This is a genomic window from Lonsdalea quercina subsp. quercina (genome assembly GCF_000688655.1).
In the GTDB taxonomy this organism is placed as follows: Bacteria; Pseudomonadota; Gammaproteobacteria; order Enterobacterales; family Enterobacteriaceae; genus Lonsdalea; species Lonsdalea quercina.
On the sequence record NZ_JIBO01000002.1, the window covers coordinates 288,983 to 309,732 of the forward strand.

General features: G+C 56.0%; 20 protein-coding genes. 18 read left to right on the forward strand and 2 right to left on the reverse strand.

Annotated elements, in window-relative coordinates; all coding sequences use genetic code 11:
- Positions 1–54 precede the first annotated feature (54 nt).
- Positions 55–1,356: a phosphopyruvate hydratase gene (gene eno, locus RZ35_RS02015; RefSeq protein ID WP_026741810.1), complete on the forward strand. Its 1,302-nt coding sequence runs from the start codon at positions 55–57 to the stop codon at positions 1,354–1,356.
- A gap of 299 nt (positions 1,357–1,655) precedes the next feature.
- Here eno and RZ35_RS02020 read toward each other — a convergent pair whose 3' ends face one another.
- Positions 1,656–2,642, reverse strand: coding sequence for an MBL fold metallo-hydrolase (locus RZ35_RS02020; RefSeq protein ID WP_026741811.1), 987 nt, complete (start codon positions 2,640–2,642; stop codon positions 1,656–1,658).
- Positions 2,643–2,823: 181 nt separating this feature from the next.
- Here RZ35_RS02020 and queE point away from each other — a divergent pair, with 181 nt between their 5' ends.
- Positions 2,824–3,495, forward strand: coding sequence for a 7-carboxy-7-deazaguanine synthase QueE (gene queE, locus RZ35_RS02025; protein ID WP_026741812.1), 672 nt, complete (start codon positions 2,824–2,826; stop codon positions 3,493–3,495).
- A gap of 39 nt (positions 3,496–3,534) precedes the next feature.
- Here the strand turns inward: queE and queD are convergent, their stop codons facing one another.
- A complete protein-coding gene (gene queD / locus RZ35_RS02030) occupies positions 3,535–3,903 on the reverse strand; it encodes a 6-carboxytetrahydropterin synthase QueD (RefSeq protein WP_026741813.1) in 369 nt (122 codons plus the stop codon).
- 349 nt (positions 3,904–4,252) lie between these two features.
- Here queD and cysJ point away from each other — a divergent pair, with 349 nt between their 5' ends.
- The 16 genes from cysJ to rpoS all read left to right on the forward strand — a co-directional run bounded on the left by cysJ (position 4,253) and on the right by rpoS (position 20,706).
- Positions 4,253–6,070: an NADPH-dependent assimilatory sulfite reductase flavoprotein subunit gene (gene cysJ, locus RZ35_RS02035; RefSeq protein ID WP_026741814.1), complete on the forward strand. Its 1,818-nt coding sequence runs from the start codon at positions 4,253–4,255 to the stop codon at positions 6,068–6,070.
- Complete coding sequence (gene cysI, locus RZ35_RS02040; protein WP_026741815.1) at positions 6,070–7,785, forward strand: assimilatory sulfite reductase (NADPH) hemoprotein subunit; 1,716 nt, start codon at positions 6,070–6,072, stop codon at positions 7,783–7,785. Before cysJ ends, cysI begins: the two co-directional genes overlap by 1 nt.
- 12 nt (positions 7,786–7,797) lie before the next feature.
- Positions 7,798–8,532 (forward strand): phosphoadenylyl-sulfate reductase, encoded by a 735-nt coding sequence (locus tag RZ35_RS02045; RefSeq protein ID WP_026741816.1) that lies wholly within the window; start codon positions 7,798–7,800, stop codon positions 8,530–8,532.
- Between the two features lie 225 nt (positions 8,533–8,757).
- On the forward strand, positions 8,758–9,792 hold the full coding sequence (locus RZ35_RS02050) for a hypothetical protein (RefSeq protein ID WP_036152425.1): 1,035 nt from the start codon (positions 8,758–8,760) through the stop codon (positions 9,790–9,792).
- A 160-nt stretch (positions 9,793–9,952) separates the two neighbouring features.
- Complete coding sequence (cysG, locus tag RZ35_RS02055; RefSeq protein ID WP_026741817.1) at positions 9,953–11,374, forward strand: siroheme synthase CysG; 1,422 nt, start codon at positions 9,953–9,955, stop codon at positions 11,372–11,374.
- Positions 11,375–11,385: 11 nt separating this feature from the next.
- Complete coding sequence (cysD, locus tag RZ35_RS02060; RefSeq protein ID WP_026741818.1) at positions 11,386–12,294, forward strand: sulfate adenylyltransferase subunit CysD; 909 nt, start codon at positions 11,386–11,388, stop codon at positions 12,292–12,294.
- Positions 12,295–12,305: 11 nt separating this feature from the next.
- Complete coding sequence (cysN, locus tag RZ35_RS02065; protein ID WP_026741819.1) at positions 12,306–13,733, forward strand: sulfate adenylyltransferase subunit CysN; 1,428 nt, start codon at positions 12,306–12,308, stop codon at positions 13,731–13,733.
- A complete protein-coding gene (gene cysC / locus RZ35_RS02070; RefSeq protein WP_071999737.1) occupies positions 13,714–14,358 on the forward strand; it encodes an adenylyl-sulfate kinase in 645 nt (214 codons plus the stop codon). The genes cysN and cysC overlap by 20 nt, the downstream gene beginning before the upstream one ends.
- Positions 14,359–14,408: 50 nt before the next feature.
- Positions 14,409–14,750, forward strand: a complete 342-nt coding sequence (locus tag RZ35_RS02075; RefSeq protein ID WP_026741821.1) for a DUF3561 family protein — start codon at positions 14,409–14,411, stop codon at positions 14,748–14,750.
- A 182-nt stretch (positions 14,751–14,932) separates the two neighbouring features.
- On the forward strand, positions 14,933–15,271 hold the full coding sequence (ftsB, locus tag RZ35_RS02080) for a cell division protein FtsB (RefSeq protein ID WP_026741822.1): 339 nt from the start codon (positions 14,933–14,935) through the stop codon (positions 15,269–15,271).
- 2 nt (positions 15,272–15,273) lie between these two features.
- Complete coding sequence (gene ispD, locus RZ35_RS02085; RefSeq protein ID WP_026741823.1) at positions 15,274–15,993, forward strand: 2-C-methyl-D-erythritol 4-phosphate cytidylyltransferase; 720 nt, start codon at positions 15,274–15,276, stop codon at positions 15,991–15,993.
- 17 nt (positions 15,994–16,010) lie between these two features.
- Complete coding sequence (gene ispF / locus RZ35_RS02090; protein WP_026741824.1) at positions 16,011–16,508, forward strand: 2-C-methyl-D-erythritol 2,4-cyclodiphosphate synthase; 498 nt, start codon at positions 16,011–16,013, stop codon at positions 16,506–16,508.
- Positions 16,508–17,557 carry a tRNA pseudouridine(13) synthase TruD gene (gene truD / locus RZ35_RS02095; RefSeq protein ID WP_026741825.1) on the forward strand — a complete coding sequence of 350 codons (1,050 nt, stop codon included), beginning with the start codon at positions 16,508–16,510 and terminating at the stop codon, positions 17,555–17,557. Before ispF ends, truD begins: the two co-directional genes overlap by 1 nt.
- A gap of 108 nt (positions 17,558–17,665) precedes the next feature.
- Positions 17,666–18,292, forward strand: a complete 627-nt coding sequence (locus RZ35_RS02100) for a protein-L-isoaspartate(D-aspartate) O-methyltransferase (protein ID WP_026741826.1) — start codon at positions 17,666–17,668, stop codon at positions 18,290–18,292.
- 255 nt (positions 18,293–18,547) lie between these two features.
- On the forward strand, positions 18,548–19,660 hold the full coding sequence (gene nlpD, locus RZ35_RS02105) for a murein hydrolase activator NlpD (RefSeq protein WP_026741827.1): 1,113 nt from the start codon (positions 18,548–18,550) through the stop codon (positions 19,658–19,660).
- Between the two features lie 53 nt (positions 19,661–19,713).
- Positions 19,714–20,706: an RNA polymerase sigma factor RpoS gene (gene rpoS / locus RZ35_RS02110; RefSeq protein ID WP_026739256.1), complete on the forward strand. Its 993-nt coding sequence runs from the start codon at positions 19,714–19,716 to the stop codon at positions 20,704–20,706.
- Positions 20,707–20,750: the final 44 nt, after the last annotated feature.

Consider the following 20,750-nt stretch of genomic DNA (forward strand, 5'->3'; position numbering starts at 1 on the left):
GGTCGCGCGTTGTTCGTCTGAGGTTTTAGTTTAACTTGTACTGAGGAAAATCTAATGTCCAAAATTGTTAAAGTCATTGGCCGTGAAATCATCGACTCACGCGGAAATCCGACCGTTGAGGCTGAAGTTCACCTGGAAGGTGGTTTCGTAGGTCTGGCTGCTGCACCGTCAGGTGCTTCCACCGGTTCCCGCGAAGCGCTGGAACTGCGTGATGGCGACAAATCTCGTTTCCTGGGTAAAGGCGTGACCAAAGCTGTTGCTGCTGTTAACGGCCCGATCGCACAGGCTGTTCTGGGCAAAGATGCCAAAGATCAGGCTAACATCGACCAGATCATGATCGACCTGGACGGCACTGAAAACAAATCCAAATTCGGCGCTAACGCAATCCTGGCCGTTTCTCTGGCTTCTGCTAAAGCTGCCGCCGCTTCTAAAGGCCTGCCGCTGTACGCGCACATCGCTGAACTGAACGGCACCCCGGGTCAGTACTCCATGCCGCTGCCGATGATGAACATCATCAATGGTGGTGAGCACGCTGACAACAACGTCGACATCCAGGAATTCATGATTCAGCCTGTTGGCGCGAAAACCGTTAAAGAAGCCGTCCGTATGGGTTCAGAAGTGTTCCACAACCTGGCTAAAGTTCTGAAAGCCAAGGGTATGAACACTGCAGTCGGCGACGAAGGTGGCTATGCACCGAACCTGGAATCCAACGCTGCTGCGCTGGCTGCCATCAAAGAAGCCGTAGAAAAAGCAGGTTACGTTCTGGGTAAAGACGTGACTCTGGCTATGGACTGTGCCGCTTCCGAGTTCTACAACAACGAAACAGGCAACTACGAACTGAAAGGCGAAGGCAAAACCTTCACCTCTCAGGAATTCACTCACTACCTGGAAGAACTGACCAAACAGTATCCGATCGTGTCCATCGAAGATGGCCTGAACGAATCTGACTGGGAAGGTTTTGCATACCAGACTAAAGTTCTGGGCGACAAAATCCAGCTGGTGGGCGACGACCTGTTCGTTACCAACACCAAGATCCTGAAAGAAGGTATCGACAAAGGCATCGCTAACTCCATCCTGATCAAATTCAACCAGATTGGTTCTCTGACCGAAACGCTGGCTGCAATCAAGATGGCGAAAGACGCTGGCTACACTGCCGTTATCTCTCACCGTTCTGGTGAAACTGAAGATGCGACCATCGCTGACCTGGCGGTAGGTACTGCAGCTGGCCAGATCAAAACGGGTTCCATGAGCCGTTCTGACCGTGTAGCTAAATACAACCAGCTGATTCGTATCGAAGAAGCGCTGGGTGCTAAAGCGCCGTTCAACGGTCTGAAAGAAGTGAAAGGCCAGGCTTAATCGCCTCCTTTTCTTCTCTGGAGTCTGATGCGGAATCGCATTCAGACTCCGGTGGGATTGAATACAAATCCGGAAGCGCATCATGCGCCTCCGGATTTTTTTTACCCGTCTCTTAAGCCCGACTCACCAAGCGACTTTCCGTCGATCTTAATTTCTAAACTAATACCTGATCGGGTAGATCGCTCTGAATATGTCGCTGGCCGTTGTTGTGATGGAGTCAGCCGCGACGAGTGAGCGAAAATGAAGGGATAAAGCGGAGGAAGGAACAGGGAGAACGTTCCCCCTGCCGTAGATCTTTTTTACTGCGCAGCCAGCCCTGACAGGCTGTAGTTGGCCGGAACCCAGCGATAGCCGTTTGGCTGGCCGTCACTGTCTTTCAGCACTTTGACGTGGCCGAGACCAGGGAAGCTGATATGCGCGCCTGCGACCCAGTAGCCTTTGTCAGCGGCATCCGCCAGAATGGACGCGCGATTTTTCGCTGCGGTATCCATATCCGAGTCGAAGTTGATCGTGGTGGCCGGCAAAGGGAACTGAACGGCGGCGGCATGGATGATGTCGCCCCATACCAAGAGCTTGGCGCCCTCGCTATCGACCCACATCCCCGAGTGGCCCGGCGTATGTCCTGACAGCGGCAGGGCGGTGATCCCCGGTACGATCCGATCGTTGCCGCTATATACCTTCATTTTCTTCGCGGCATTAATCACCTGGAACGTATTCTGAGCCAGCTGAAAATTGGCTTTGCCGTCGGCTGGCGCCTTTTGCAGGTTCGCTTCACTCAGCCAGTAATCTCTATCGGCTTTGCTGATGTAGACCGCCGCGTTAGGGAAAGTCGGCTTACCGTTAGTTAGCAGACCGCCGATGTGATCGCCGTGCAAATGGGTCAGGATCACAGTATCGACCTGATCCGGTCGATAACCCGCGGCTTTCAAATTACTCAGAAGACGACCTACCGGCGCGCCCGGTTTTTCGCCGTTACCGGTATCGATCAGAACCAGATTTTTGCCGGTGTTGATCAGGAAGGTATTAATGGAGGTTTCAACGGCGGATGCGTCCAGCTCGTCATCCGCCAGACGTTGTTTAATGATGTCAGCCGGAGTGCGAGCCAGCAGTGTTCCCATCGGCATCGTAAATGTGCCATCTGAAAGCGCGGTCACCTCAAATTGTCCCACCATCAGACGGTAGTAGCCCGGCTGGGTTTTTACCTGCGGGACGGCCTGAGCGTTCACCACCACGGGAACGGCGAACAGCGTCATTAAACACAACGTCAGAGATTTCAGCGAACTCATGTCTTTCGTTCCTTGTCGTTTTCAGGTTTTGATGGATCAAGCCTAGCACTAAATAGCGATCATTAATCGGTCGTGAGTCATGACTCAATCAAAACCTATCGGGCTAATGACGACAGTTGTTTGGCGACTCATCGGCGATCTGCGATAATGACTTTTTACACAACCGCTACAGTGGAAAAACATGCAGTACCCGATTAATGAAATGTTCCAGACCTTACAGGGAGAGGGCTATTTTACCGGCGTTCCCGCGGTGTTTATCCGTTTACAGGGATGCCCGGTGGGGTGCAGCTGGTGTGACACCAAACATACCTGGGAGAAGCGTCCGGAGCGGGAAATCCCGCTTAAGCAGATCGTTGATAAAACGACGGAAAGCGATGCCTGGGGATCGGCCAGCGTGGAGGATATCGTTGGTCACATGATGCGGTTGGGCTATACCGCTCGGCATGTGGTCATTACCGGCGGAGAGCCTTGCATCCACGACCTGACGACGTTGACTCAGCGACTGGAAGCGCTGGGCTTCAGCACACAAATCGAAACCAGCGGGACGCACGAAATCCGCTGCTCAACCGACTGCTGGGTCACGGTCTCGCCAAAGGTGAATATGCGCGGCGGCATGGTCGTTATCGATCAGGCGCTGCAACGGTCGGATGAAATTAAACATCCGGTGGCGCGGGAGCGTGATATCGAAACGTTGGATGCGCTGTTGAACCGGTTGGATGATGATAAGGCGCGGGTCATTGCGTTACAGCCTATCAGCCAGAAAGAAGAAGCGACTCGGTTATGCATTGCCACCTGCATAGCGCGCAACTGGCGTTTATCCATGCAGACCCATAAGTATTTAAACATAGCCTGACGACGACCTGACCGGTGCGTCCGTGCTGGTCAGGCGCGACTACTTATCCTCTCCCCGATACACACAACCCGCCGTACAAGTTTCTTTAACCCGGACAGCGGTCAAAAGCGGCAGTATCGGTTTCAGTCTTTGCCAAATCCACTGAGCCAGAATTTCACTGGTGGGATTTTCCAACCCAGGAATTTCGTTCAGATAGTGGTGGTCCAACTGCTCCCAGATCGGACGAGAGATGGCTTTCAGTTCGGCAAAATCCATCACCCAGCCGGTATAGGCATCGACTTCGCCGGTAATTTCCAGTCGAACCATAAATGAGTGGCCATGCAGGCGGCCACATTTGTGTCCGTCTGGAACATGGGGAAGCCGATGAGCGGCTTCAAACTGAAAATCTTTAAACAGCATGGTTGGCATGACGGTGAATCTCTTATGACCTGAAAAAACCGACGCATACTACCGGAAAGTGCGCCTTTGCGCTATTTTCCGCCGCAAAGAAGCGTAAATGGTAATTTTTATCATTTAAATATTGAGGGNGCATGGGGGTTTTTATCCTTTTAAAACATATGATTATTTCAACTCGCAGCCTTTATCGCTTTTTGTGGTAATGGGTATATAAAAAACCCTTTAGTCATTTTGGTTATTTGATATTTCCATCATTTCTTTAATTGTTAAGATGGGGGTCGCTACCTTAATAGCCCATTCATTTTTTACCGCAGTAGATTGGCATTGGCTTCAGCGACCTGAACAAGGAAAAAGTATCACAATGACAAATCCGGTTTCTCCGACTTCGCTGCTCCCTCTGAGCGCGGAGCAACTTGCGCGCCTGCAGGCGTCAACCGGTGATTTCTCACCCACCCAGCTCGCCTGGCTATCCGGTTATTTCTGGGGGATCTCTCAACAGCCCGCCGGCGTTTCAACCGGCGCTGCCGCGGCGGCCAGCGCNCCCCCCGCCGCTCCTTCAGCCATCACGCTGATCTCTGCGTCTCAGACGGGGAATGCGCGGCGGGTCGCCGAACAGGCGCGCGACGACCTGCTGGCGGCGGGATTGCCGGTCACGCTCGTCAACGCGGGCGACTACAAATTTAAGCAAATCGCTCAGGAAAAACTGCTGGTCCTTGTGACATCGACGCAGGGAGAGGGAGAACCGCCGGAAGAAGCTGTGGCGTTACACAAATATCTTTTCTCCAAGAAAGCGCCAACCTTGAACGACGCGGCTTTTGCGGTCTTTGGTCTCGGGGACTCGTCATACGAATTCTTCTGCAAGGCAGGCAAGGATTTCGACAGCCGCCTGGCTGAACTGGGCGCGGAACGCCTGTTGGACCGGGTAGATGCCGACGTGGCGTTCCAGCCCGACGCGGAGCAGTGGCGGCAACGGCTGACGGAAGCGCTGAAATCTCGCCATCAGGCGCNGGATGCGGCTGCCGTTCAGACGGCGGCGGTGGGCGCGGTGGATGAGATAACGGCGAGCCCGTACGGCAAAGAAACGCCTTATACCGCCGCGCTGTCGGTCAATCAAAAGATCACCGGCCGCGGCTCGGACAAAGACGTGCGTCATCTGGAAATCGATCTGGGCGAGTCGGGTCTGCGTTACCGTCCCGGCGATGCGCTGGGCGTGTGGTATGAGAATGACCCCGCGCTAGTCGAAGAACTGCTGGGACTGCTGAAGTTAAAAGGGGATGAAACGGTGACGGTGTCCGGTAAGACTCTGACGCTCACCGATGCCCTACAACGACATTTGGAGCTGACGCAAAACACGGCGCCGCTGGTGGAGAAATATGCCGGGTTGTCGGGGGATGAAGCCCTTCAGGGACGGGTCGGAGACAAATCTGCGTTGCAGCGGTACGCGCAGCAGACGCCATTGGTAGATATGGTGCGCTCGGCGCCCGCCGAACTGACCCCGGAACAGCTGGTCGGCTGGTTGCGTCCGCTGACGCCGAGGCTGTACTCCATCGCCTCATCGCAGGAAGAGGTCGACAATGAGGNGCATATCACCGTCGGCGTCGTGCGCTATACCTACGAAGGGCGCGAGCGCACCGGCGGCGCCTCGGGCTTCCTGGCAGACCGGCTGGAAGAAGACGGCGAAGTGCGGGTTTTTATCGAGCACAACGACAATTTCCGCCTGCCTGCGGACGCGAACACGCCGGTCATTATGATCGGGCCGGGGACGGGCATTGCACCGTTCCGCGCCTTTATGCAGCAGCGTGAAGCGGAAGGCGCCGAGGGGAAAAACTGGCTGTTCTTCGGCAATCCGCACTTTGTGGAAGATTTCCTGTATCAGGNGGAGTGGCAGCGTTACGTTAAAGACGGGCTGCTGACACACATCGATCTGGCCTGGTCGCGCGATCAGGAGCACAAAATTTACGTTCAGGATCGCATCCGTGAGAAGAGCGCGGAAGTTTGGCGCTGGATCCAGGATGGGGCGCATATTTACGTATGCGGCGACGCCAACCGCATGGCGAAAGATGTCGAGCAGGCCCTGTTGTCGGTGATTGCTGAGCAGGGCGGGATGGATGCCGAACAGGCGGATGAATTTTTAAGCGAGCTGCGGCTTGAGCGGCGCTATCAGAGAGACGTGTACTAATGAGCGAGAGATATGCGGGTCCGCTGGTGGTAGAAGGCAAACTCACCGATGCGGAACGTCTGAAAAAACAGAGCAACTTCCTGCGCGGCACGATTGCAGACGATCTGAAAGATGGCTTGACCGGTGGCTTTACCGGCGACAACTTTCTGCTGATCCGTTTTCACGGCATGTATCAGCAGGACGACCGCGATATTCGCGCCGAACGTGTCGCGCAGAAGCTGGAGCCGCGTCATGCGATGATGCTACGCTGTCGCCTGCCGGGCGGCGTCATGACCCCGACACAGTGGTTGGCGATCGACGCTTTTGCCAAGGCCAAGACGATCTACGGCAGTATCCGTATTACTAACCGCCAGACGTTCCAGTTTCACGGCATCCTGAAATCCGACCTGAAATCGGCGCATCAGCTGTTGCACGACGTGGGTCTGGATTCACTGGCGACGGCGAACGACGTTAACCGTAACGTGATGTGTACGTCTAACCCTGCCGAGTCCGAGCTGCATCAGCAGGCGTACGACTGGGCGAAGAAGATCTCCGAGCATCTGCTGCCGCGTACCCGCGCTTATGCCGAAATTTGGCTCGATCGGGAAAAGATAGCGACGACGGATGAAGAGCCGATCCTGGGATCGACCTACCTGCCGCGTAAGTTCAAAACTACGGTGGTGATCCCGCCGCAAAACGACGTGGATCTGCATGCGAATGACCTGAACTTTGTCGCCATTGCCGAGAACGGTCGTTTGGTCGGCTTCAACGTGCTGGTGGGCGGCGGTTTGTCCATCGCCCACGGCGACAAGGCGACCTATGCGCGCACCGCCAGCGAGTTCGGCTATATCCCCGTCGAGAAGACGCTGGCCGTAGCGGAAGCGGTAGTCACCACCCAGCGCGACTGGGGAAACCGTACCAACCGTAAGAACGCTAAGACCAAATATACGCTGGAGCGCGTCGGCGTCGACACGTTCAAACAGGAAGTGGAACGTCGGTCCGGCGTAACGTTCGAAGCGATCCGTCCGTATGAATTCACCGGCCGCGGCGACCGTATCGGCTGGGTCAAAGGCATCGATAATAAGTGGCACCTGACGCTGTTTATCGAAAATGGCCGCATCCTCGACTATCCAGGCCGTCCTTTGAAAACGGGACTGAACGAAATCGCGAAAATCCACAAAGGGGATTTCCGTCTGACCGCCAACCAAAACCTGATTGTGGCGGGCGTGGCCACGCGCGATAAAGCGAAAATCGAAGCGCTGGCGCGCGAACACGGGCTGATTGACGATGCGGTCAGCGAGCAGCGTAAAAACTCTATGGCCTGTGTTTCGCTGCCGACCTGTCCGCTGGCAATGGCGGAAGCTGAACGTTTTCTGCCGCAGTTCGTCACAAAAGTAGAACAGATCATGCAGCGGCACGGCGTCGGCGATGAGCACATCGTCCTGCGTGTGACCGGCTGTCCTAATGGCTGCGGACGCTCGCTGCTGGCGGAAATCGGTCTGGTGGGTAAAGCCATCGGCCGTTACAACCTGCATCTTGGCGGCAACCGGGAAGGAACGCGCATTCCGCGTATGTACCGGGAAAATATCACCGAAGCTGACATNCTCAGCGAAATCGACCAGTTGGTAGGGCGTTGGGCGCAGGAGCGCGAAGCGGGCGAAGGATTTGGCGATTTCGCCATTCGTGCCCACATCATCAAACCAGTGCTCGACCCCGCTGTCGATTTCTATGACTAAGAGGAGAGCCTGATGTCTGCACTCATTCTGGATGCGCTCAACGCGTTACCGAAGTCGGAACAAGAGGCTGAGCTTGCGGAAATCAACGCCGAGCTGGAAAGCCTTTCCGCCGAAAAACGTACCGCCTGGGCGTTGGAAAACCTGCCGGGCGAATTCGTCCTTACGTCGAGCTTTGGTATTCAGGCAGCGATTTCTTTGCATCTGGTGACTCGGCAGTGTCCGCAGATTCCGGTGATCCTGACGGATACCGGCTACCTGTTCCCGGAAACCTATCAGTTCATCGATAGCCTCACCGACCAGTTGAAGCTGAACCTGAAGGTGTTTCGCGCCGCGCTGTCGCCAGCGTGGCAGGAGGCGCGCTACGGCAAGCTGTGGGAGCAAGGCGTCGAAGGTATCGAACGCTATAACCAGATGAACAAGGTTGAACCGATGAACAGGGCGTTGCAGGAACTTGGCGCGGGGACCTGGTTCGCCGGGCTGCGCCGCGAGCAGTCGAGCAGCCGTGAATCGTTGCCGGTGCTGTCTGTGCAGCGCGGCGTATTCAAATTCCTGCCGATCATCGACTGGGACAACCGACAGGTCTATCAGTACCTGAAGGCCAATGGCCTGAGCTACCATCCGCTGTGGGATCAGGGCTATCTGTCGGTGGGCGATACGCATACCACCCGCAAGTGGGAGCCGGGCATGAGCGAAGAAGAGACGCGCTTCTTCGGTCTGAAGCGCGAGTGCGGCTTGCNCGAAGGTTGACCCGCAGCCCCTCTTCCGAGGGGCTTGCTTTTGTAACGACGAGACTTCAACCGCCTGCCGTTTTAGGTTCGACCGACGCCCCCAACCCGATGGGTCGCCCCCTGAGTGTGGGGCCAGCGACTTAGATGCGATGAAATAAAATCATCGGGTAGCGCCGTGATACCCTCGGCGCGGCATGATATTTTTACCGCTGTTGGCTGAATGGTGCGGTGTGTGGTGTCTGAGATGAAGAAAATGTGGTGGCGTGACATCGACGATCGAGAGGGCGTCTGGCAGGGATTAGCGTTGGAAAGTCCTCCTGGCCAGCGTCCGGCCGGAGAACTGCAATTGCGCGTAGGCGCACAGGGAAGGGCACAGGGGGTCTGCGGAGATGAAACTTTATTCTGGGCGGTGATAGCGCCGAACGGCGCCGCGGCCAGCGTGCTTTGTCCTCGCAGAGACATCCGCCAGCGATCGTTGCTCCCTCCTATCCGCTCCGCCGACGTGATGCGGGCCGAGGCCTTGCAGACGCCCGCCGTGCGTCAGGCATTTTGGTGCCGATTCTTTGCCGAACGACTGCTTTCTTCTTCCCCAGCGCTGACGAACAGCGGCCAGTGGCTGTTGCGGCCTATGCCGTATGTGGCGCCCGCCGCGCCGCGCGTGGCTCAGCCGCAGCCGATAAACGCGTGGCGGTTTATCTCTCCTCAGGCGGCGGGCGACTATTGTCCTCGTTGGGATCTGTTCGGCGAAGATATCCCGGACCTGACTGCGTCAGACGTCGTGTTTCTTATTGATCGCTGGTGGGAGAGCACGCAGTTACTGCCGCTGTCTGTGGTCGACCCGACCTCGTCGCGGGTGAAGTGGTGGCGGAAGAAGGCACGGGAAGGGGCGTTGCCTCCCATTCTGCTGTGGTTTGTCTCCGGGCTGGGCGCCTATGTGATTTTAGATGGGCATTCGCGGTTGCAAGCCGCGCGAGATGAAGGTGTGCCGCCGCTGTTTATCGTGTTGAGCGGCTTATATCATCAACGCTGGAAGCCAGATACAGAACAGCGACAACGGGTGGTTGATGCGCTGGCGCGTCAGCAGCGGTCGAATCCTGCGCTGAATCAGGATGCGATAAACCAGACGTTGATTAATGCTTATGATGACCGTGGCGCGCTGGCCGGAGTGACTTATAGTCGAGTGGCGTCGCTGGGTGATGCTTGGCAACGGGAGGTGAAGGCGTATCTGCTTCAGCATCAGCTGGCGGAACATTTGGGCCGTTTCGATATAACCGATTGAGTCCCAATCCCCCATTTAGGGGCGTGAATACGCTTTTTACCGCTTATCGAGTGCTTCTTTATTCCATTACGGAACTTATCATGCGAATTCGGCATTTCATTACGCTTACCCCCTCGTTTTATAGTCCCATTATCACTTTTTTATCTTAGTAAAGGCATCTGTGAACTATCTCCCTGTATTCGCCGATTTGCGGCAGCGTCCCGTGCTGGTGGTGGGCGGCGGCGAAGTAGCCATGCGTAAAATCACGCTGTTGCTACGGGCGGGCGCAGAGGTCCGGGTGGCGGCGCGTGAGCTGTGCGCCCCGCTTGATGCTTTGCATCAGGCTGGAAAGGTGGTCTGGATTGCCCGTGAGTTCAGTCCCGAACAGCTGGACCCGGTGTTCCTGGTCATTGCCGCCACCGATGATGCTAAGCTCAATGAAACGGTCTCAGAGTCCGCGGATCGTCGTCAGAAACTGGTCAACGTGGTCGACGATCAGCCGAAGTGCTCTTTTATTTTCCCTTCATTGATTGACCGTTCTCCGCTAATGGTGGCGATCTCGTCCAGCGGCACGGCGCCGGTATTGGCGCGCCTGCTGCGCGAAAAGCTGGAGGCGCTACTGCCCTCTCGTTTAGGACAGATGGCCGAGCTGGCGGGCCAATGGCGTACCCGTGTCAAACAGCAACTGCCGACGATGACAGGCCGACGCCGGTTCTGGGAACGCCTGTTCGACAGCCGCTTTGCCTCTCTGGTGACGTCGGGAAAACTGACCGAAGCCGAAGAAACGCTGGAAAAACAGCTGATGGAACCGCAAAGCCCGCAAGGCGAGGTGTCTCTGGTGGGCGCGGGACCGGGCGATGCTGGCCTGCTGACGCTACGCGGTCTACAGGTGATCCAGCAGGCGGATGTCGTGCTGTACGACTATCTGGTGAGCGAGGACGTGCTGGAACTGGTTCGACGTGACGCCGAGATGATTTGCGTGGGCAAACGCGCCAGCGCGCATCTGATGCCGCAGGACGAGATTAACCGGCGGCTGGTGATGTTGGCGCAGCAAGGCAAACGGGTCGTTCGCCTAAAGGGCGGCGATCCGTTTATTTTTGGTCGAGGCGGCGAGGAACTGCAGCACGTGGCCAAGGCGGGCATTCCCTTCCAGGTGGTGCCGGGCGTGACCGCCGCGGCGGGGGTGACCGCGTATGCGGGGATCCCGCTGACCCACCGGGACTATGCGCAAAGCGTGGCCTTCATTACCGGACATCACCGCGTAGACGGCAAAGCGCCGGACTGGTCTACGCTGGCGCGCGAGCGACAAACGCTGGTGATTTACATGGGGACGATGAAAGCCGCGGATATCAGCCGTCAGCTGATTGAAAACGGGCGATCCGCAGAGACGCCGGTCGCCGTGATCAGCCGCGGCACTTGCCGGGATCAGCAGGTGCTGACCGGCATATTGCAACAGTTGGAACCGCTGGCGCAGCAGGCGGCTACACCGGCATTGCTGGTGATTGGCGAGGTGGTGAATTTGCATGAGCAAATCGCCTGGTTTGGAGATCATTCGCGGGTGTCGGCCTCAGAACGTCGGCCAACAGTGGTGAATTTGGCTTAAGGTACGATTTTATGGACGAGAAAAGACTGACGCATCTGCAACAGCTTGAAGCAGAAAGTATTCATATCATTCGCGAAGTCGCGGCGGAGTTCAGTAATCCGGTGATGATGTATTCCATCGGTAAAGACTCCTCGGTCATGCTGCATCTGGCGCGCAAGGCTTTCTATCCCGGCACGCTGCCGTTCCCGCTGCTGCACGTCGATACCGGCTGGAAGTTTCGCGAAATGTACGAATTTCGTGACCGGACGGCCAAGGCTTACGGCTGCGAACTGCTGGTACACCGCAACCCGGAAGGGGTCGCGATGGGGATCAACCCGTTTGTGCACGGCAGCGCGAAGCATACCGACATCATGAAGACCGAAGGGCTGAAACAGGCGCTGAACAAGTATGGCTTTGATGCCGCCTTCGGCGGGGCGCGGCGCGACGAAGAAAAATCGCGCGCCAAAGAGCGTATCTACTCGTTCCGCGACCGCTTCCATCGCTGGGATCCGAAAAACCAGCGACCCGAGCTATGGCGCAATTACAACGGTCAGATCAACAAGGGTGAAAGCATCCGCGTGTTCCCCCTGTCTAACTGGACGGAGCTGGATATCTGGCAGTACATCTTCCTCGAAAAAATCGACATCGTGCCGCTGTATCTGGCCGCAGAGCGCCCGGTGGTTGAGCGCGACGGTATGCTGATGATGGTTGATGACGACCGCTTCGAGCCGCTGCCGGGTGAAACCATCACCCAGCGCATGGTGCGTTTCCGCACGCTGGGCTGTTGGCCGTTGACAGGCGCGGTCGAGTCGCAGGCGCAGACTCTGCCGGAGATCATCGAAGAAATGTTGGTCTCCACCACCAGTGAGCGTCAGGGACGGATGATCGACCGCGATCAGGCCGGGTCGATGGAGCTGAAAAAGCGTCAGGGATATTTCTGAGGAGTGGCAGCATGAATCACGATATAGCAAAACAGATCGCCGAGCAGGGCGGCGTCGAGGCCTATCTGCTTGCACAACAAGATAAAAGCCTGCTGCGTTTCCTGACCTGCGGCAGCGTCGACGACGGTAAGAGCACCCTGATCGGCCGCCTGTTGCACGATNCCCGTCAAATCTACGAAGATCAGCTTTCCACGCTGCACAATGACAGCAAACGACTGGGAACACAGGGCGAAAAGCTGGATTTGGCGCTGCTGGTCGACGGCTTGCAGGCTGAGCGCGAGCAGGGGATCACCATCGACGTCGCTTACCGCTATTTCTCTACCGAAAAGCGTAAATTCATCATTGCAGACACCCCAGGGCATGAGCAATACACGCGTAACATGGCGACAGGCGCATCCACCTGTGAACTGGCGATTCTGCTGATCGATGCCCGAAAAGGCGTGTTGGATCAAACGCGCCGTCACAGCTTCATCGCCACCCTACTGGGCATCCGTCATCTGGTCGTGGCGGTCAACAAAATGGATCTGGTCGACTATCAGCAGTCGGTCTTCGAACAGTTTAAGCAGGACTATTTGGACTTTGCGCAGCAGTTGCCTGCGGATCTCAACGTCACCTTCGTACCGCTCTCCGCGTTGGAAGGGGATAACGTGGCGACGCCCAGCACTCAGATGAACTGGTATACCGGCCCTACGTTGCTGGAGGTGCTGGAAACGGTTGATGTTGCGCCGCACAGCCTGTCCCAGCCGCTGCGCTTCCCGGTGCAGTATGTCAACCGACCCAACCTGGACTTCCGCGGCTATGCGGGGACGGTGGCGTCTGGCGTGGTCCACGTCGGCCAGCGCGTCAAGGTGCTGCCTTCCGGCGTGGAGTCGGCCATCGCCCGCATCGTGACCTTTGACGGCGATCTGCCGCAGGCGCAGGTTGGCGAAGCGGTGACGCTGGTGCTGGAAAAGGAGATTGATATCAGCCGCGGCGATCTGATCGTCGATCATGCGGAAACGCTGGAGGCGGTGCGGAGCGCGCAGGTGGACGTGGTGTGGATGGCAGAACAGCCGCTGATCGCGGGGCAAAGCTACGATATCAAAATCGCAGGCAAAAAAACGCGTGCGCGAGTGGAAAACATCCAGTATCAGGTCGAAATCAATACGCTGACCCAGCGGGTGACCGAATCGTTACCGTTGAACGGCATCGGGCTGGTGGAGCTGACCTTCGACGAACCGCTGGTACTGGATCGCTATCCGCAAAACCACGTCACCGGCGGCATGATCTTTATCGACCGCCTGAGCAATGTCACGGTGGGCGCGGGTATGGTACGTGAAGGCATCGAGCAGACCTACGAAGAGCCTGGTGCCTACAGTGCGTTTGAGCTGGAGCTGAACGCCCTGGTGCGTCGCCACTTTCCGCATTGGGGTGCGCGCGATTTACTGGGGGGGAAATAAGGTGTCCGACTCGCAATCCCTGCCGCCTGCCAATGAAAACGTGGTTTGGCATTCTCACGCGGTGACGCGTGCGGATCGTGAGCGTCGCCACGGCCACCGTGGCGCGGTCATCTGGTTTACCGGGCTGTCCGGCTCGGGAAAATCGACGCTGGCTGGGGCGCTGGAGCAGGCGCTGTACGCCGCTGGCGTCAGCACCTATTTGCTGGACGGCGACAACGTTCGGCATGCCCTGTGTCGCGACCTGGGATTCACGGATGACGACCGGCGCGAAAATATTCGCCGCGTCGGGGAGGTAGCCAAGCTGATGGTGGACGCCGGCTTGGTTGTTCTCACCGCGTTCATCTCGCCGCATCGCGCNGAACGGCAGATGGTGCGCGACTTGCTGGAAGAGCGTCAATTTATCGAAGTGTTCGTGGACACGCCGTTGGCGGTGTGCGAAGCGCGCGATCCTAAAGGTCTCTATAAGAAAGCGCGCGCTGGCGAGCTGCGCAATTTTACGGGAATCGACTCGATCTATGAAGCGCCCGAGCATCCGGAAGCGCATCTAAATGGGGAACAATTAGTAACAGATTTGATCGCGCAACTGTTAGCGATGCTGCGCCGTCTGGCTATCATAGACGCTTAATATTCTTGTCAAGCGTTGCAAAAACGCGTTGTGCCGGGAACATGAGCCGAATGGGTAAAACTCTCCAGCGTGTTACGCTACTGCCGCATCGCCAGATCCATCCTCCTTCACAGGACACGCCGGTGTCTTACCCCAGCCTGGGGGCGATAGCCGGCTTCTGTTTTTACTGGTTGGCGTTTGCTCTCACTTTCTTGTTGTATGGTCTTGATGCCACGCGGCTGCTAATGCTTTACACCTGGCCGCTATTTCTGGCGTTGCTGCTTCTCTGCGTCATGGTAGGCATGCTGTTCGGCCTGCTGTGGCAGCGGCGGGTGCTGCCCATGCTCCTGTGCTGCGGCGGTTCCGTTCTGTTCAGCTTCTGGCTGGTATTCTCGGTAATTTCAGGCTGGTAGGCTATTATTCATAGCCGGACGGCCTCAGCGCCGGACTTCCGGCACCGGGGCCTTTCTTCTCTCTGATGCGTTGAGTCCGGTGTTACGAAGTGCCTATGCCGAATTGTCATCAGCAATTGCATCCGCACAGTGGAGTCCTGATAAAAGTTATGGGATGATTAGGCGGCTTTTCAGGGGGCGGGATGGGAAAACTTACGCTGTTATTATTGGTTATTCTAGGCTGGCTGCAATATTCGCTCTGGCTGGGAAAAAACGGTATTCACGACTTGGTGCAGGTGAAGGACGGCGTTGCCGTTCAGCAAGCCAGCAATGCCAAGTTGAAATCCCGTAATGAACTGCTGTTTGCCGAAATCGACGATCTCAATGGCGGACAGGAAGCTATTGAAGAGCGCGCGCGTAATGAACTGAGTATGATCAAACCCGGCGAATCTTTCTATCGCCTGGTGCCAAACCAGTCGGACCATCAGACCAACTCGACCTCTACGTCCCCTCAATCTTCCTCTTATCCGACCCTACGCTAGGTATGTTGACTCTGAAGGATGACCCGTCCGGAGTGATTGCCGTATTGCCTGCCGCCGGAAACGGCAGCAGAATGCAGGTCGATCGCCCGAAACAATATTTGAACATCGGTAACAAAACGATTCTGGAACACACGTTAGACGCACTGTTTAAGCATCCGCGTATCCGTAAGGCCATTATCGCTATCAGCCCTGATGATCACTACTTTCAAACGCTGCCGCTGGCGTCCGATCCTCGCATTCAGGTCGTGCAGGGCGGACGTCAAAGGGCCGACTCTGTGCTGGCCGGTCTCCAACAGGTTCGTGGCGTGGAATGGGTGCTGGTGCATGATGCGGCCCGACCATGCTTACATCCAGACGATTTGGCTCGTTTGCTGGAACTGACTTCGCAAAGCGACGTTGGAGGCATTCTGGCTGCGCCGGTGCGTGATACCATGAAGCGCAGCAACGCGCAGGGCGCTATCGAACAGACGGTCCAGCGCAACGCGCTCTGGCATGCCCTGACGCCTCAGCTGTTCCCCTTGAAACTGCTGAAAAACAGCCTGGAACGCGCGCTGTCCGAAGGGGCGGAGATTACCGATGAAGCGTCGGCATTGGAGTTTTGCGGTTACCATCCCCAGATTATCAGCGGACGAGCGGATAATATTAAAGTCACCCGCCCGGAAGATTTGGCGCTGGCGGAGTTTTATCTGACTCGTAACCTTGATAATCAAACTATTGTATAAATAAAGGAGCGTGTGCGATGCGTATCGGTCACGGTTTTGATGTCCATAAATTCGGTGGCGAAGGCCCGCTTGTGCTCGGTGGAGTAAGAGTTCCCTACACGCAAGGTTTGCTCGCGCATTCCGATGGCGACGTAGTGCTGCATGCCGTCACCGACGCGCTGTTGGGCGCCGCCGCACTGGGTGATATCGGCAAATTGTTTCCGGATACCGACCCGGCCTTCAAGGGCGCGGATAGTCGCGAACTCTTGCGGGAAGCCTGGCGCCGCATTTCCGAGAAGGGATACAGACTGGGCAACGTAGACGTGACCATTATCGCTCAGGCGCCGAAAATGGCGCCGCACATCCCGCAAATGAAAGTGAATCTGGCTGAAGATCTTCAGTGCCACATGGACGACGTTAACGTTAAAGCGACCACGACCGAGCAATTGGGATTTACCGGCCGCGGCGAGGGGATCGCCTGTGAGGCCGTGGCTTTGTTGGTGAAAAGCGATGCGTCGGGAGTAGTGGCATGGTAATGGAAACCTCCAATGAGCTCTACTGGATGCACGGTAAGCCTGTCGCAAGCGGCGTACTGAAAGCATCGGCAGCAGACTTTGAGGTGATAGAAGATCTCGGATTCCAGCCTGATGGCGACGGCGAACACATTTTGGTCCGGGTGCGTAAACGCGGCTGCAATACGTCTTTTGTCGCCGAAGCGCTGGCGAAGTTCGCCCGTCTGCCGGCCCGCGCAGTCAGCTATGCGGGGCTGAAAGACCGTCATGCCGTCACTGAACAATGGTTCGGTCTGCATATGCCGGGAAAAGCCGATCCAGACTGGCGGACTTTCGAGCTGGAAGGATGCGAAATTCTGGAAACCGCTCGTCACCGCCGTAAACTGCGCATCGGCGCCCTGAAGGGAAATGCGTTCACGCTGGTGCTTCGTCACATCAGCGACCGAGCGGAAATCGAGAAGCGATTACAACACATCTCTGAACAGGGCGTGCCCAACTATTTCGGTAGCCAGCGTTTCGGCCGTAACGGCAATAATCTTGAGCAGGCTCGGCGCTGGGCGAACAATGAGATTCGCGTTAAAGAACGCAGTAAACGCAGTTTTTATCTGTCGGCTAGCCGCAGTGAACTGTTTAACCGCGTCGCCAGCGCCCGTCTGACGCAAAAGCTGGAAAAAACTGTGTTGAACGGGGATGCGCTGCAATTGACCGGTCGCGGCAGTTGGTTCGTCGCGCAGCCAGACGAGCTTGAGACGTTGCAACAGCGCCTGGATGCGGGAGAACTACAGGTGACGGNCCCGATGCCGGGCGATGGCGAAACGGGTACGCAGGCCGATGTGCTGGCATTTGAGTCGTCCTGTCTGGAGGAGAACCAACTGCTGCTGTCGCTGCTGCGCCGGGAGCGTCTGGAGCCGGCGCGGAGAGCCATTTTGATGACCCCACAACAGATGGAGTGGTCATGGCAGGATGATGACGTCGTCACCGTGCGTTTCTGGTTGCCGTCGGGCTGTTATGCCACCAGTGTCGTGCGTGAGCTGATGATGGTCAAAGAGCAGGAGTTCGACAGCGGGATGTAGCGGCATTTCGAGCGTGACGAAGATCATTTCGCTGCGGTAGGGGCATGCCTCTTTCCGAGCAGCATTAACAACGTTGATGGGGTTAGTCAAAGCTGGGGTTTGCGGGGAATGGTGAACAAACGCGTGCAGACATTACTGGAACAGTTGAGTCGGCAGGGAATTAAGGATGAACGCCTGTTACAGGCGATGGCCGCCGTACCGCGAGAACGCTTCGTTGATGAAGCCTTTGAACACCAAGCCTATGAAAATACGGCATTGCCTATTGGTTCGGGACAGACGATTTCTCAACCTTACATGGTCGCCAGAATGACCGAATTGCTGCGCCTGACGCCCGTATCCCGCGTTCTGGAGATTGGTACCGGCTCGGGGTATCAAACCGCCGTGCTGGCGCATCTGGTGCAGCACGTTTGTTCCGTGGAGCGGATTAAGGGGCTTCAGTGGCAGGCTAAGCGTCGTCTCAAACAGCTCGACTTGCATAACGTGTCCACGCGGCATGGCGACGGCTGGTTGGGATGGGCGTCAAAAGGGCCTTTCGACGCGATTATCGTCACGGCTGCGCCGCCGGAAATTCCCGTCGCCCTTATGGAACAGCTGGATGAAGGCGGGAGCATGGTATTACCGGTCGGTGAAGAGCAGCAAACGCTTAAGTTGGTTCAACGCAACAACGGAGAGTTCATTATTCAAACCATTGAGGGGGTTCGCTTTGTGCCGCTGGTCAAAGGCGAACTGGCCTGATTCTTTGTGATGAACGCTTGCCGCCTTAAAATTTCAATACAACTATCTTATGGTACTAATTTGTTGATATTGCTAGCATCAACAAATGGTGCTGTCTCTATGGCCCGTCGAAACCTGTTTGAATAAGAAACGAGGGGGCGCTTTGTTGAGTTTATTTGGGAATGAAAGATTCCAACTCTCAGCCGTTTAGCCAAATTTTAGAGACAGCGGGCGACAATTAACGAGTCAATTTTGGGTCATAGGGGGATTCGGCGCATGGGGAGCCAAATGATGAACTGGCGTCAGCTCGCGGTATGTACGGCAATTGCTCTAGGGGNGGCGGGTTGCGCCGGTGGTAACGATCAGCCTGCCTCTATAAGCAGCGTGGGCGATGGTGGCAATGCCTCTGGCCGTAGCGGTGCGATCGCTTCGCCGCCACGCCTCTCTTCATCGGCGAATTCACGACCTGCCGCTGCTGTCAGCACGTCGGTCACTTCCGCTCCGGTTAACCCGCAAGGCGGGAAAATCGTTTATAATCGCAGCTATGACGCGATTCCTAAAGGTAGCTATACCGGGAATACCTATACCGTAAAACGCGGCGATACGCTGTTCTACATCGCCTGGATCACGGGCAACGATTATCGCGAGCTGGCGCAGCGCAATAATATCCCGGAACCCTACAGTCTAAATGTCGGTCAGAGCCTGGCGCTGGGAAATAATATGAATACGAGCGCAGGGCAGGGCATGGCGGTCGCCAGCGTGCCTTCAGGGGCTGTCGTTAGCCCTTCCAGTTCGCGCAGCGGTCACATGCTTCCAGCCAATGCGGCGGCAGGAGGAGTTTCTCAGGCACCAGGCAGTACGCAAATACAAACTTCACAGGTTGATTCCACCTCAACTAATGCGTATTCTGCAAATTCGGGTAAACAGAATGTGGGTAAGATGTTACCTGCTACAGGGGCTGCAGTTTCCGCTCCTGCTACCGAACCAACGCCGGTACCTAGCAGCAGTAATGCCGCTATTACTGGTTGGCGTTGGCCTACAGATGGGAAAGTCATTGATAATTTCTCAGCCTCTGAGGGGGGAAATAAAGGGATTGATATCGCTGGCTCACGTGGGCAGACCGTGGTAGCTACCGCCGGAGGGCGTGTGGTGTACGCGGGCAACGCTTTGCGCGGTTACGGGAATCTGATAATCATCAAGCATAATGATGACTACCTGAGCGCCTATGCCCATAACGAAACCATGCTGGTCCGGGAACAACAAGAGGTTAAGGCGGGACAACAAATAGCTACCATGGGTAGCACCGGAACCAGTTCAGTACGCTTGCATTTTGAAATTCGTTACAAGGGGAAATCCGTAAACCCGCTGCGTTTTATTCCGCAGCGATAAATCGGGCAGAGTGCTTCGGTATTCTGCCAAGGGATCACGGGTAGGAGCCGCTTATGAGCCAAAGTACGCTGAAAGTTAACGAGTTACATGAAGATACTGATTTCGACGAGAATGGGCTTGACGTATTTGACGATAAGGCGCTGGCAGAGGAAGAAACCAGTGACAATGACTCTTTAGATGATGAGTTATTGTCACAAGTTAGCACCCAGCGTGTTTTAGATGCTACTCAACTCTATCTGGGAGAAATTGGCTATTCGCCTCTTTTAACCGCCGAAGAAGAGGTTTATTTTGCCCGGCGAGCGTTGCGTGGTGACGTATCATCACGTAAACGTATGATCGAGAGTAACCTGCGGTTGGTGGTGAAAATCGCCCGTCGCTATAACAATCGGGGGCTGGCTTTGCTGGACCTGATTGAAGAAGGAAACCTTGGTCTGATCCGAGCCGTTGAGAAGTTTGACCCGGAAAGAGGGTTTCGTTTTTCAACGTATGCAACCTGGTGGATCAGGCAAACCATAGAGCGGGCGATAATGAACCAAACCCGCACCATCCGTTTACCGATTCACATTGTCAAAGAACTCAATGTTTACCTGCGCACAGCACGCGAGTTATCCCATAAGCTAGATCATGAGCCTAGTGCGGAAGAAATTGCCGAACAGCTCGATAAACCAGTTGATGACGTAAACCGTATGTTGCGTCTGAACGAACGTATCACTTCTGTTGACACGCCGCTGGGCGGAGATTCTGAAAAGGCGTTACTGGATATTCTGGCCGATGAGAAAGACAACGGTCCTGAGGACACTACGCAGGATAACGATATGAAGCAAAATATCGTTAAGTGGTTGTTCGAACTGAATGCAAAACAGCGAGAAGTTCTGGCTCGTCGCTTCGGCCTTCTGGGTTATGAAGCGGCCACGCTGGAAGATGTTGGTCGTGAAATTGGTCTGACTCGCGAACGCGTGCGTCAGATTCAGGTTGAAGGACTGCGTCGTCTGCGTGAAATCCTGCAAATGCAGGGGCTTGATATTGAAGAGCTGTTCCGTGCATAGTCACCACTAACGGTGACGAGAATAAAAAAATGGTGGGGTAACCC

Coding starts and splice junctions, on each gene's coding strand:
- eno (WP_026741810.1), top strand. CDS start 55: ATGTCCAAAATTGTTAAAGTCATTGGCCGTGAAATCATCGACTCACGC.
- RZ35_RS02020 (WP_026741811.1), bottom strand. CDS start 2,642: ATGAGTTCGCTGAAATCTCTGACGTTGTGTTTAATGACGCTGTTCGCC.
- queE (WP_026741812.1), top strand. CDS start 2,824: ATGCAGTACCCGATTAATGAAATGTTCCAGACCTTACAGGGAGAGGGC.
- queD (WP_026741813.1), bottom strand. CDS start 3,903: ATGCCAACCATGCTGTTTAAAGATTTTCAGTTTGAAGCCGCTCATCGG.
- RZ35_RS02050 (WP_036152425.1), top strand. CDS start 8,758: ATGAAGAAAATGTGGTGGCGTGACATCGACGATCGAGAGGGCGTCTGG.
- cysD (WP_026741818.1), top strand. CDS start 11,386: ATGGACGAGAAAAGACTGACGCATCTGCAACAGCTTGAAGCAGAAAGT.
- RZ35_RS02075 (WP_026741821.1), top strand. CDS start 14,409: ATGGGTAAAACTCTCCAGCGTGTTACGCTACTGCCGCATCGCCAGATC.
- ftsB (WP_026741822.1), top strand. CDS start 14,933: ATGGGAAAACTTACGCTGTTATTATTGGTTATTCTAGGCTGGCTGCAA.
- ispD (WP_026741823.1), top strand. CDS start 15,274: ATGTTGACTCTGAAGGATGACCCGTCCGGAGTGATTGCCGTATTGCCT.
- ispF (WP_026741824.1), top strand. CDS start 16,011: ATGCGTATCGGTCACGGTTTTGATGTCCATAAATTCGGTGGCGAAGGC.
- RZ35_RS02100 (WP_026741826.1), top strand. CDS start 17,666: ATGGTGAACAAACGCGTGCAGACATTACTGGAACAGTTGAGTCGGCAG.
- rpoS (WP_026739256.1), top strand. CDS start 19,714: ATGAGCCAAAGTACGCTGAAAGTTAACGAGTTACATGAAGATACTGAT.